Genomic DNA, 11709 nt, shown 5'->3' with positions numbered 1-11709 from the left:
GATCCTGCGGCCCTCCGTGCCCCCACTCCCCCGCCGCCCCGCTCCGACGCTCCCCTACGGCCCCGACCCTCCGCGACCCGCTGCCTCCCGGTAGCGGCCCCGCTGCACTGCGGCCCCGCTACCGCCCGGTGGAGCCGTCCAGCCCCTCGCGCAGCAGGTCGGCGTGCCCGCAGTGCTGTGCGTACTCGGCGATCATGGAGACGAGGACCCGCCGGACGGAGACCGGCTTGCCCGTCGCGCGGTGGACTCCGGTGGAGTCCAGGCCCGCAGCCGCGACGATCGCGCGCGACCGCTCGCACTCCCCGCGCCACACGGCCAGCGCCTCGGCCGGGTCGCCGTCGAGGCGGTCGAAGTCCTGGTCCGGGTCGTCGTCCGAGTAATGGAGCAGGGGCACGTCCTCGCCCGCCAGTTGTATGCGGAACCACCACCGCTCCACACCCGCCAAGTGCCGCAGCAGCCCGTGCAGGCTCATCGTGGACGGCGGCATGGACTTCTCCGAGAGCTGCTCGCGCGACAGCCCGGCGCACTTCATCGCGATGGTCTCGCGATACCACTCCAGATAGCGGGTCAGCACCTCCCGCTCGTCCCCCACCAGGGGCAGCGGCTCCCGTGTGTCGCCCTCGAAGAACGGTGAAAGGTGCTGCGGTGTCGCGCCGGCGGCGCTCTCTTCACTCATGCCGGGAGTGTGACAGCGACCACTGACAGTGCCCCGAAACTCCCTTGACCCCCTCGGGAGAATGTCCGGCGTGACCTGGAGCATCGCACCCACCCCCGTTGAGGACCCCGAGTCCGCCGCCACCGTGCGGGCCTATATCGACGACATAGCCAGCCGCTTCTACGGCCGTCAGGCGACCGACGAGGAGATCGACGCTTCCCTCGTCGATGAACCGGAGCGTCAACTCATGCCGCCGCACGGCGCGTTCCTGCTCGCGCGGGCCGAGGGCGACGACCGTGTCGCCGGATGTGTCGGCGTGCGGCTGATGGAGGGCGGCGCGACAGCTGAGCTGAAGCGCGTATGGGTGGCCCCGCACGCGCGCCGCCGCGGCCTGGGGTCCCTCCTCGTCGAGGCCGCCGAACGCGAGGCCGCCGCCCTCGGCGCCACCGCGATACGGCTCGACACCCGCGACGACCTCGTGGAGGCGAGGCGGCTGTACGAGCGGCGCGGATACGTCGCGATCGCGCCCTACAACGACTCGCTCTACGCCGAACACTGGCTGGAAAAGAAGCTGCCATAGGCCCCCGGCGACCCGCACCCGCGACTGACCGGCTCCCCATGCCCCGGTGACCCATGCCCCGCGCCCCCACGTCTCACCGTCCCGCCGTCCCGCCGTCGGGGCGCTCGGCGGCGACAAGAGGTCGAGGCAGGGGGCGAAGGCGCCGGCGCAGCGGGGTCAGGTGGTGATGTCGTGCCAGGCGTGGCGGAGCGCTCCGGCCACGTTCGTGGCGGACGGGGGGTCGGGGGCGAGGCGGCCCGCGAGTCCGTGGACATAGGCGCCGGCGGAAGCGGCGTCGCGGGCGGGCAGGCCCGCGGCGAGGAGGCCGCCGATGAGGCCCGAGAGGACGTCGCCGGTGCCTGCGGTGGCGAGCCAGCCGGTACCGGTGGCGTTGACGCGTACGGGCACGGAGGAGTCGGGGTCGGCAACCAGCGTCGTGGACCCCTTGAGCAGCACGGTCGAGGCCGTACGGGCCGCGAGGTCGCGCACGGAGGCGAGGCGCGCGCCCTCGACCTGCTCGCGTGGCACGCCGAGCAGCGCCGACGCCTCCCCCGCGTGGGGGGTCAGCACGGTGGGCGCCGTACGTGCCCGTACGGCGTCGAGGTCCATGAGGCGCAGCCCGTCCGCGTCGACCAGAAGCGGAACGTCGGAGTCCAGCACCTCGGCGACGGCCTGCCGCGCGTCCTGTTCGTCGCCCAGCCCTGGTCCGACGACCCACGCCTGCACGCGCCCCGCCTTGCGCGGCGGCCCGGCGGAGACCAGCGTCTCCGGGTAACGCGCGATGACCGTGTCGGCGCCCGGCCCCGCGTACCGCACGGCCCCCGCCCCGCTGCGCAGCGCGCCGGCGACGGCGAGCACAGCGGCACCGGGGTAGCGCGCCGAACCGGCGACGACGCCGACGACACCGCGCCGGTATTTGTCGCTCTCCGCATCGGGCCTGGGCAGCAGCCGCGCCACGTCGCCGTGCTGGAGCGCCTCGACAGCGGGCGAAGGCGAAGGCCCCTTGCCGGACCCGTCATCGGACCTACCGCGCCCCGTACCGGACCCATCGGACCCCGTACCGGCGGCATCCAGGGCGCCGCCAGGCAGGTGGGGGCCCAGGCCGATGTCGATCAGGCGTACGGCGCCCGCGTACTCCCGCGCGGGGTCGATGAGCAGGCCCGGCTTGTACGTACCGAAGGTCACCGTCGCGTCGGCCCGTACCGCGACACCGGCCACCTCGCCGGTCTCCGCTTCGACACCGCTCGGCAGGTCGACGGCGACGACGGGCACGCCCGCTTCGCGTACGAGGTCGGCCAACTCGACGGCCGCCGGGCGCAGTCCGCCCTTGCCGCCGATCCCGACGATGCCGTCCACCACGAGGTCGGCGCGCGCGATGATCCCGCCGACCGGCTCGGCCACTCCCTCGACCACGGCGCCGGGCGCCACGACCGTACGGCCGCCCGCGGCGCGCAGGGCCGTCAGGCCGCCCTCGTGCGCGCGTTCGGGGGCGAGCAGCACGGCGGTCACGCCGGCCCCGCGCCGGGCGAGCCGGGCACCGGCGTACAGCGCGTCACCGCCGTTGTCGCCGCTCCCGACGAGCAGCACCACACGTGCCCCGTACGTCCGTCCCAGCAGGCCGTTGCACGCCGCGGCGAGCCCCGCAGCCGCGCGCTGCATCAGTGCGCCCTCCGGGAGCCGTGCCATCAGCGCGCGCTCGGCTGCCCGTACGGTCTCCACGCCGTATCCAGTCCTCATGCCCCCAGTGTGGCGGGCACCGGCCGCGCTTGCAGCGCCGGTCAGCCCTCGGCCACGACCACGGCCGAGGCGACACCCGCGTCGTGCGAGAGGGACACATGCCAGCTGCGCACGCCGAGTTTCCCGGCGCGGGCCGCGACGGTGCCGCGAACCTCAAGGAACGGCTGGCCCGTATCGGCGGCGCACACCTCGGCGTCCGTCCAGCGCAGCCCGCCCGGAGCGCCCAGGGCCTTGGCCAGGGCCTCCTTCGCCGCGAAGCGTGCCGCCAGCGAGGCGACGCCGCGCCGCTCGCCGCTGGGCAGCCACAGCTCACGCTCCACGAAGAGCCGGTCGGCCATTCCTGGCGTCCGCTTGAGCGAAGCCGCGAAGCGGTCGATCTCCGCCACGTCGATTCCCACCCCGATGATCACCGCACCGTCACCGTCCCACCGTTTCCGTCCTCGGGTGTCTGGCCACGCCAGCCGTACGCGTCAGCCGTACGCGCTCCGCGTGGCCGGACGCCCGCGCGTCCCTGCAGCCCGTACTCACACGGTCAGGCTCACACGTCCACGACCACGTCCACGCCCACGTCCACATTCACGACCACGACCACGACCACGAAGACCCACGCACTCACGCACTCACGCACTCACTCGACCGTCACCGACTTGGCGAGGTTACGCGGCTGGTCGACCTCGTTGCCGCGCGCGGTCGCCAGTTCGCAGGCGAAGACCTGCAACGGCACGGTGGCGACGAGCGGTTGGAGCAGCGTGGGGGTCGCGGGGATCTCCACGAGATGGTCGGCGTAGGGCACAACGGCGGTGTCGCCGCGCTCGGCGATCACGAGGGTACGGGCGCCGCGCGCCCTGATCTCCTGGATGTTGGAGACGATCTTGCCGTGCAGTACGGAGCGCCCGCGCGGTGAGGGCACGACCACGACGACCGGAAGCCCCTTCTCGATCAGCGCGATCGGCCCGTGCTTCAGCTCCCCCGCCGCGAAGCCCTCGGCGTGCATGTACGCCAACTCCTTGAGCTTCAGCGCCCCTTCGAGCGCCACGGGGTAGCCGACGTGCCGCCCCAGGAAGAGCACGGTGTTCATGCCGGCCTCGCCGGCCAGGCCGCGCGCCAGCTCCCGTACGGGCTCCATCGTGTCGAGCACGTCCTCGACCTGGGTGGAGATCTCCGACAACTCGCGCACCACGTCGCCGATCTCGTCACCCCACTTGGTGCCCCGTACCTGCCCGAGGTAGAGCGCGACCAGGTAGCAGGCCACCAGTTGCGTGAGGAACGCCTTCGTGGAGGCGACGGCGACCTCGGGGCCCGCGTGCGTGTAGAGCACGGCGTCGGACTCGCGGGGGATGGTCGAGCCGTTGGTGTTGCAGATGGCCAGCACATGTGCGCCCTGTTCCCGTGCGTGCCGCACCGCCATCAGAGTGTCCATCGTCTCGCCCGACTGGCTGACCGCGACCACCAGCGTGCGCGCGTCCAGGATCGGGTCCCGGTAGCGGAACTCGCTGGCCAGCTCCATCTCGCAGGGGATACGGGTCCAGTGCTCGATGGCGTACTTCGCGATCATCCCGGAGTGGTAGGCGGTCCCGCAGGCCACTATGACCACCTTGTCGACCTCGCGGAGCACCGAGACGGGGATACGCACCTCGTCCAGCGTCAGCAGCCCCGAGCTGTCGATGCGTCCCAGCAGGGTGTCGGCGACCGCCTTGGGCTGCTCGGCGATCTCCTTGAGCATGAACGACGCGTAACCGGACTTCTCCGCGGCCGAGGCGTCCCAGTCCACGTGGAACGTACGGACGTCGGCCGGTGCGCCTTCGAAGTCGGTGACGGTGATGCCGCCGCCTCTGCGCAGCTCCACGACCTGGTTCTGGCCCAGTTCGACCGCGTCCCGTGTGTGGTCGATGAAGGCGGCCACATCGGAGGCCAGGAAGTACTCGCCGTCGCCGTCACCGCCCCCGACCCCCACCACCAGCGGCGAGTTGCGGCGCGCGCCCACCACCGTGCCGGGGTCGTCGGCGTGCATCGCGACCAGCGTGAACGCGCCCTCCAGCCGGCGGCACACCTGCCGCATGGCCTCGGCCAGGTCGCCGCAGGAGGAGAAGGACTCGGCGAGCAGGTGCGCGACCGTCTCGGTGTCCGTCTCGGAGGTCAGCTCGTGTCCCCTGGCGGTCAGCTCGGTCCGCAGTGCGGCGAAGTTCTCGATGATGCCGTTGTGCACGACGGCGACACGGCCCGCGTTGTCCAGGTGCGGATGCGCGTTCCCATCGGTGGGACCGCCGTGGGTGGCCCACCGGGTGTGGCCGATACCGGCCTGGCCGGTGGGGAGGGGCCGCTCGGCCAGTTCCTTCTGGAGGTTGGCGAGCTTGCCCGCCTTCCGGGCCGCGGCGATCCCCCCGTCAGCCAGGACGGCCGCGCCCGCCGAGTCGTAGCCGCGGTACTCAAGACGCTGGAGACCGGCGAGAACGACGTCGAGCGCCGACCGACCTCCCACGTACCCGACGATTCCGCACATGGATACCCCTTCCAGCCCTGTGGCCTGCATGTCTACCGCAGGGGCCGGGCCGGGACACCTTCCGGGGCGCTACGTCACTCGCCGCGCGCCATCCGGTCTATCGCCTCCTCCACCAGTTCCAGATACTCCGATTCCTCGCAGCGCGGTTTGCTGCCCATCACATACATGTCCAGGGACTCCGTCAGGTCCTCCGCGAGGTCCTCGTCCGGAAGCCCGTCCGTCAGATCGCTGTAGACACGGCCCGCGTGTCCTTCCAGGGGGTCGGCGCGGCGGAGACGCCAAAGGCGCCCGCGGCTCAAGGGGTGCGACATGGCCGGAACATAGCGGCAATCCCCCCTCACGTACACCTTCCGCACGCTTTGCTCGGTGCCGTCTCCCCTGCCCCCGAAGGTGAGGCCCTCACACCCCGGAGATGAACCCCCCACACGGCCCCCGCAGAATGGCCATGTGTCCACAAAGCCGTACCTAGACCTCAGCCGTGCGGAGTGGAGCGCTCTGCGCGAGCGCACACCGCTGCCGCTCACCGCCGAGGAGGTCGAGAATCTGCGCGGTCTCGGTGACGTCATCGACCTGGACGAGGTCAGGGACGTGTACGTCCCGCTCTCGCAGCTGCTGAACCTGCACGTCGGAGCGGCACACGACCTGCGTGCCGCGCTCAACGCGTTCCTCGGGAAAGCGGGCAGGAGCGGCGGCACCCCCTTCGTGATCGGGGTGGCCGGCAGCGTCGCCGTCGGCAAGTCCACGGTCGCACGCCTGCTCCAGGCGCTGCTGTCCCTGCCCCGGCGCCTCAGCGGCGTCGGAGGCGCACCGATGCCCGAGCACCCGCGCGTCGAACTGGTCACCACGGACGGCTTCCTGCTGCCCAAGGCCGAGCTGGAGCGGCGCGGCCTGATGTCGCGCAAGGGCTTCCCCGAGTCCTACGACCGCCGCGCCCTCACCCGCTTCGTCGCCGACGTCAAGGCGGGCAAGCCCGAGGTGACGGGCCCGGTCTACTCGCACCTGATCTACGACATCGTGCCGGACGAGACGCTCACCGTGCACCGCCCCGACATCCTGATCGTCGAGGGCCTCAACGTCCTCCAGCCGGCGCTCCTGACCGGAGGAGCCTCCCGGCCGGAGGCCGGCGGGGGCCGCACCCGCATGGCCGTCTCCGACTACTTCGACTTCTCGCTGTACGTGGACGCGCGCACGGCCGACATCGAACGCTGGTACCTCGACAGGTTCCGCAAGCTGCGCGCCACCGCGTTCCAGGATCCGCTCTCGTACTTCCACAAGTACACGACGGTCTCCGAGGAGGAGGCCCTCGCCTACGCCCGCAACACCTGGCGCACCATCAACGAGCCCAATCTGCGCCAGAACATAGCCCCCACGAGAGGCCGCGCCACCCTCCAGCTCCACAAAGGGCCTGACCACAAAGTGGAACGCCTCTCCCTGCGGAAGCTGTAACCAGAGCTTGGGCGGTCCGCACCAGGGGCGCGGGGCGGGCAAGCGCGGCCCACCCCCACCGGCCCGCACCCGGGGCGCTGCCGTCCGACCCGGACAGCGGGTCCGCTGTGGCTGGTCGCACAGTTCCCCGCGCCCCTGACGGGGCGCGGGGAACACGTCGGATGTCCGCAGCGCCTCAGCCCAGGGCGCGCTTGACCACGTCAGCGAGCCGGCCGGCGACGGCGCGCGCGTGCTCGATGTCGGCGGCCTCGACCATGACCCGCACCAACGGCTCCGTACCGGACTGCCGCAGCAGAACCCGCCCGGTGGTGCCCAGCTCCCGCTCCGCCTCCGCGACAGCGGAAACCAGTTCGGGCGCGGTACCGACCCGCGACTTGTCCACGTCCGGCACGTTCACCAGCACCTGCGGCAGCCGCTCCATGGTCGCTGCCAGCTCCGCGAGCGGCTTCCCTGTCCCCGCGACCCGCGCGGCCAGCATCAGCCCGGTCAGCGTGCCGTCACCCGTCGTGGCATGGTCGAGCACGATCACGTGCCCCGACTGCTCGCCGCCCAGCGAGAACCCGCCGCGCTTCATCTCCTCCAGCACATAGCGGTCGCCGACCGCCGTACGCAGCAGCGCGACGCCCTCGCGCTCCATGGCGAGCTTGAAGCCGAGGTTGGACATCACCGTCGCGACGACGGTGTCCTTGCGCAGCTGCCCCGCCTCCTTCATCGCGAGCGCCAGCACGGCGAGGATCTGGTCGCCGTCGACCTCCTCGCCCGCGGCGTCCACGGCCAGGCAGCGGTCCGCGTCCCCGTCGTGCGCGACACCGAGGTCGGCGCCGTGCCGTACGACGGCGGCCCGCAGCCCGTCCAGGTGCGTGGAGCCGCACGCGTCGTTGATGTTGAGCCCGTCGGGGTCCGTGCCGAGCGTGACGACATCGGCCCCCGCGCGCGCGAACGCCTCGGGCGAGACCCGCGAGGCGGCGCCGTGCGCTCCGTCGATGACGACCTTGAGCCCGTCGAGCCGGTTGGGGAGCACGCCCACCAGGTGCGCGACGTAGTTGTCGAAGCCCTCGTCGTAGTCCTTGACCCGGCCCACACCCGCACCGGTCGGCCGGTCCCACGGCTGCCCGGCGGCGTGGTCACGGTAGAGCGCCTCGATACGGTCCTCCAGCTCGTCGGCGAGCTTGTGCCCACCGCGTGCGAAGAACTTGATGCCGTTGTCCGGCATCGGGTTGTGGCTCGCGGACAGCATCACGCCGAGGTCGGCGCCGAGCGCGCCGGTCAGATACGCGACGGCCGGGGTCGGCAGCACGCCGACCCGCAGCACGTCCACCCCGGCACTGGCCAGGCCGGCGACGACGGCCGCCTCCAGGAACTCTCCCGAGGCGCGCGGATCCCGCCCCACCACGGCCACCGGGGCTGTGGTGTCGGCGGACCCCCCGTCCGCGCGCTTCTCGGTCAACACGTGCGCCGCCGCGACCGACAGCCCGAGCGCCAGCTCGGCCGTCAACCCGTCATTGGCGACGCCACGTACGCCGTCCGTACCGAAGAGTCGTGCCACAGTCTTCCTCCGAGTTCAGCGGGCGTTGGGATACCTCACGGGCGGAGGCTGGGGAGCTTGGCCCCGGGAGCCCAACACAAACAGGTATACGCCCCGTGTTCCCCATGACGGTGCGGGCGTCCCCGACGACGCCGTGCGTGCCGTGCGCACCGCCACCAAAAGACGGATGCCCCGCCGGCACACGAGGTGTGCCGACGGGGCATCCCAAAAAGCGGCTCCAGCCAGCGCGAGGTCAGCGCTTGCTGTACTGCGTGCCCTTACGGGCCTTCTTCAGACCGGCCTTCTTGCGCTCCACCGCACGGGCGTCACGCGTCAGGAACCCGGCCTTCTTGAGCGGGCCGCGGTTGTTGTCCACGTCGGCCTCGTTCAGCGCACGGGCCACGCCCAGGCGCAGCGCGCCCGCCTGGCCCGAGATGCCGCCGCCTGCGATACGGGCGACCACGTCGTAGCGGTCGTCCAGCTCCAGGACCTTGAACGGCTCGTTGACTTCCTGCTGGTGCACCTTGTTGGGGAAGTAGCCCTCAAGGGTGCGACCGTTGATCTTCCACTGCCCCGAGCCCGGGATGATGCGGACACGGGCGATGGCGTTCTTGCGACGGCCGGTGCCCGCGGCGGGCTGCGGCTCGCCGAAGCGGGACGCCATGGACTCGGAGGTGTACTCCTCCGGGGCCTCGGGGGTCTCGGTCGTGTACTCCTCGACGCCCTCGACGGGGGTCTCGGCGGTGGTCTCGGCCACGATTCTCCTCAGCTTCTCTTCAGTCTTAGGGGGTGGCCGGACTTACTGCGCGACCTGGCTGATCTCGAACGGCACGGGCTGCTGAGCAGCGTGGGGGTGCTGGTCGCCCGAGTAGACCTTCAGCTTCGAGAGCATCTGACGGCCCAGGGTGTTCTTGGGGATCATGCCCTTGATGGCCTTCTCGACGGCCTTCTCGGGGCTCTTCTCCAGGAGCTCGTCATAGCGGACCGAGCGCAGACCGCCCGGGTATCCCGAGTGGCGGTATGCCATCTTCTGGGTCCGCTTGTTGCCGGACAGGTGCACCTTGTCGGCGTTGACGATGATGACGAAGTCACCCATGTCAACGTGGGGCGCGTACACCGGCTTGTGCTTGCCCCGGAGAAGGGTGGCGGCCTGCGTGGCCAGACGACCCAGGACCACGTCCTGGGCGTCGATGATGTGCCACTGGCGCTGGACGTCGCCGGGCTTGGGGCTGTACGTACGCACGGTCGTAGCCTTCGCTTCTTCGGAAATGGGGTCTCCCCGCACCCGCTGGGGGCATGGGGATGGATCCTGACAAGGCCACCGACAGATTCCGGCAGTGGACTCGCACACGGTGACGCAACCGCACGCGATCACTGGTCATCGTCAGTAGGCCGGTGTAGAGACCCCCCACGTGAGAACAGGCAAGCCAATACACACAACGATCCAGCACAATACCCGGCCCCACCCGTACGGGTCAAAACCAGCGCCTCCGGGCACTCACCGCACCCCCGACACCCCCGAAAGCCCGCCTCCACGAGGCGGCGGAACGACCCCCTCCCGGCCCCCGTCCCGGGTCCCTCCCAGGCCCCTCAGACGCCCGCGCTCACGCCGCCCCCTCACCGCGCCCGCACCACCCGCGCCTCGTCCCACACCGGCTCGGGCACCTCGCGCACCCGGCCGTCCGCACCGAAGATCAGGAAGCGGTCGAAGGACCGCGCGAACCAGCGGTCGTGGGTGACAGCCAGCACCGTGCCGTCGAAGGCTTCAAGACCCTCCTGCAGAGCCTCGGCCGAGTCGAGGTCCAGGTTGTCCGTCGGCTCGTCGAGCAGCAGCGCCGTGGAGCCCTCCAGCTCCAGCAGCAGGATCTGGAAGCGGGCCTGCTGGCCGCCCGACATGCGGTCGAAGGACAGCTCGGCCTGGCGGGTCAGTTCGTAGCGCCGCAGTACGGACATCGCGGCGCCCTTGTCCCGCGCGTGCTCCTTCCACAGGATGTCGAGGAGCGTGCGCCCCTCCAGCTCGGGGTGCGCGTGGGTCTGAGCGAAGTGTCCCGGCACCACGCGCGCGCCCAGCTTCCAGAAGCCGGTGTGCGCCACCCCGCCGTCGGGGGCATCGGGGCCGCCTGCGAGCAGCCGCAGGAAGTGGGACTTGCCCGAGCCGTTGGACCCGAGCACGGCGACACGCTCGCCGTAGAAGATCTCCAGCGAGAACGGCTGCATCAACCCGGTCAGCTCCAGGTTCTCGCAGGTCACGGCCCGTACCCCCGTACGGCCGCCGCGCAGCCGCATCCGGATGTCCTGCTCGCGCGGCGGCTCCATGGGCGGGCCGGCCTCCTCGAACTTCGCCAGGCGCGTACGGGCCGCCTGGAGCCGGGAGGCCATGTCGGAGTTGAAGGCCGCCTTCTGCTTGTACATGATCACGAGCCGCTTCAGCTTCGCGTGCTCCTCGTCCCAGCGCCGCCGCAGCTCCTCGAAGCGCGCGAACCGTTCCTTGCGCGCCTCATGGAACGTCGCGAAGCCACCGCCGTGCACCCATACGTCGCTTCCCGCAGCGCCCGGCTCGACGCTGACGATGCGGTCGGCGGCCCGCGCGAGCAGCTCCCTGTCGTGGGAGATGAACAGCACCGTCTTCTTGGTCTCGCGCAGCTGCTGCTCCAGCCAGCGCTTGCCGGGGACGTCGAGGTAGTTGTCTGGCTCGTCCAGCAGCAGCACCTCGTCGGTGCCCCGCAGCAGCGACTCCAGCACGAGCCGCTTCTGCTCGCCGCCCGACAGCGTCCGCAGTCCACGCCACTGCGCCTTCTCGTACGGGACGCCGAGCGCGGCGACGGTGCACATGTCCCACAGGGTCTCCGCCTCGTACCCGCGCGCCTCGCCCCAGTCGGCAAGCGCCTGCGCGTACTGGAGCTGTGCGGCCTCGTCGTCCCTGGTCATCATGGCCAGCTCGGCGTCGTCCACCTTGCGGGCCGCGGTCCTGATCCCCGGGCGGGCCACGGAGACGAGCAGGTCACGCACGGTCCGCTCGTCGCGGACGCTGCCGACGAACTGCGGCATGACGCCGAGCCCCCCACTGACCGTCACCGACCCGCCGTCCGGCTTCAGTTCGCCGGCGATGAGCCGCAGCAGGGTCGTCTTGCCCGCGCCGTTCGCGCCGACGAGGGCGACCGAGGCGGCCTCACCGACCCGGAGCGACGCATCGTCGAACAGGGCCCTTCCGTCGGGCAGATAGAACTCGATGTGCGCGGCCTCGACGTGTCCCATGCGCCGATTGTCACCGCATGGTGACGCCTGAA

General features: G+C 71.4%; 11 protein-coding genes. 2 read left to right on the top strand and 9 right to left on the bottom strand.

Annotated elements, in window-relative coordinates:
• Window positions 1-118: 118 nt before the first annotated feature.
• On the bottom strand, window positions 119-676 hold the full coding sequence (locus NMN56_RS38110; RefSeq protein ID WP_274040293.1) for a DinB family protein: 558 nt from the start codon (window positions 674-676) through the stop codon (window positions 119-121).
• Between the two features lie 61 nt (window positions 677-737).
• Here NMN56_RS38110 and NMN56_RS38105 point away from each other — a divergent pair, with 61 nt between their 5' ends.
• Window positions 738-1235, top strand: a complete 498-nt coding sequence (locus tag NMN56_RS38105) for a GNAT family N-acetyltransferase (protein WP_274040294.1) — start codon at window positions 738-740, stop codon at window positions 1233-1235.
• A 156-nt stretch (window positions 1236-1391) separates the two neighbouring features.
• Here NMN56_RS38105 and NMN56_RS38100 read toward each other — a convergent pair whose 3' ends face one another.
• From NMN56_RS38100 to NMN56_RS38085, 4 genes are all read right to left on the bottom strand, one after another.
• Complete coding sequence (locus NMN56_RS38100; RefSeq protein WP_274040295.1) at window positions 1392-2951, bottom strand: NAD(P)H-hydrate dehydratase; 1560 nt, start codon at window positions 2949-2951, stop codon at window positions 1392-1394.
• 41 nt (window positions 2952-2992) lie between these two features.
• Window positions 2993-3361, bottom strand: a complete 369-nt coding sequence (locus tag NMN56_RS38095; protein ID WP_274040296.1) for a holo-ACP synthase — start codon at window positions 3359-3361, stop codon at window positions 2993-2995.
• Between the two features lie 218 nt (window positions 3362-3579).
• Window positions 3580-5451: a glutamine--fructose-6-phosphate transaminase (isomerizing) gene (gene glmS / locus NMN56_RS38090; RefSeq protein WP_274040297.1), complete on the bottom strand. Its 1872-nt coding sequence runs from the start codon at window positions 5449-5451 to the stop codon at window positions 3580-3582.
• A gap of 74 nt (window positions 5452-5525) precedes the next feature.
• Entirely contained in the window at window positions 5526-5762 is a 237-nt protein-coding gene (locus tag NMN56_RS38085) for a hypothetical protein (protein WP_274040298.1), read from the bottom strand.
• A 136-nt stretch (window positions 5763-5898) separates the two neighbouring features.
• Here NMN56_RS38085 and coaA point away from each other — a divergent pair, with 136 nt between their 5' ends.
• The gene (gene coaA, locus NMN56_RS38080; protein ID WP_274040299.1) at window positions 5899-6897 is read left to right on the top strand and encodes a type I pantothenate kinase; all 999 of its coding nucleotides are present in this window, start codon (window positions 5899-5901) and stop codon (window positions 6895-6897) included.
• Between the two features lie 175 nt (window positions 6898-7072).
• Here coaA and glmM read toward each other — a convergent pair whose 3' ends face one another.
• The 4 genes from glmM to NMN56_RS38060 all read right to left on the bottom strand — a co-directional run bounded on the left by glmM (window position 7073) and on the right by NMN56_RS38060 (window position 11677).
• A complete protein-coding gene (gene glmM / locus NMN56_RS38075; RefSeq protein ID WP_274040300.1) occupies window positions 7073-8443 on the bottom strand; it encodes a phosphoglucosamine mutase in 1371 nt (456 codons plus the stop codon).
• Window positions 8444-8675: 232 nt separating this feature from the next.
• Entirely contained in the window at window positions 8676-9179 is a 504-nt protein-coding gene (gene rpsI, locus NMN56_RS38070) for a 30S ribosomal protein S9 (RefSeq protein ID WP_274040301.1), read from the bottom strand.
• A 42-nt stretch (window positions 9180-9221) separates the two neighbouring features.
• Entirely contained in the window at window positions 9222-9665 is a 444-nt protein-coding gene (gene rplM, locus NMN56_RS38065; RefSeq protein ID WP_274040302.1) for a 50S ribosomal protein L13, read from the bottom strand.
• Window positions 9666-10039: 374 nt separating this feature from the next.
• Window positions 10040-11677, bottom strand: a complete 1638-nt coding sequence (locus NMN56_RS38060) for an ABC-F family ATP-binding cassette domain-containing protein (protein WP_274040303.1) — start codon at window positions 11675-11677, stop codon at window positions 10040-10042.
• Window positions 11678-11709 lie beyond the last annotated feature (32 nt).

The sequence above is a fragment of the Streptomyces iconiensis genome (assembly GCF_028657195.3).
In the GTDB taxonomy this organism is placed as follows: Bacteria; Actinomycetota; Actinomycetes; order Streptomycetales; family Streptomycetaceae; genus Streptomyces; species Streptomyces iconiensis.
Note: the sequence above shows the minus strand (reverse complement) of the source record. Positions and strands in the feature narration are given on the sequence as shown.

Excerpts from the sequence above, each read along its gene's own strand:
- NMN56_RS38110 (WP_274040293.1), bottom strand. The coding sequence starts at position 676 with ATGAGTGAAGAGAGCGCCGCCGGCGCGACACCGCAGCACCTTTCACCG.
- glmS (WP_274040297.1), bottom strand. The coding sequence starts at position 5,451 with ATGTGCGGAATCGTCGGGTACGTGGGAGGTCGGTCGGCGCTCGACGTC.
- NMN56_RS38100 (WP_274040295.1), bottom strand. The coding sequence starts at position 2,951 with ATGAGGACTGGATACGGCGTGGAGACCGTACGGGCAGCCGAGCGCGCG.
- NMN56_RS38105 (WP_274040294.1), top strand. The coding sequence starts at position 738 with ATGTCCGGCGTGACCTGGAGCATCGCACCCACCCCCGTTGAGGACCCC.
- NMN56_RS38060 (WP_274040303.1), bottom strand. The coding sequence starts at position 11,677 with ATGGGACACGTCGAGGCCGCGCACATCGAGTTCTATCTGCCCGACGGA.
- NMN56_RS38085 (WP_274040298.1), bottom strand. The coding sequence starts at position 5,762 with ATGTCGCACCCCTTGAGCCGCGGGCGCCTTTGGCGTCTCCGCCGCGCC.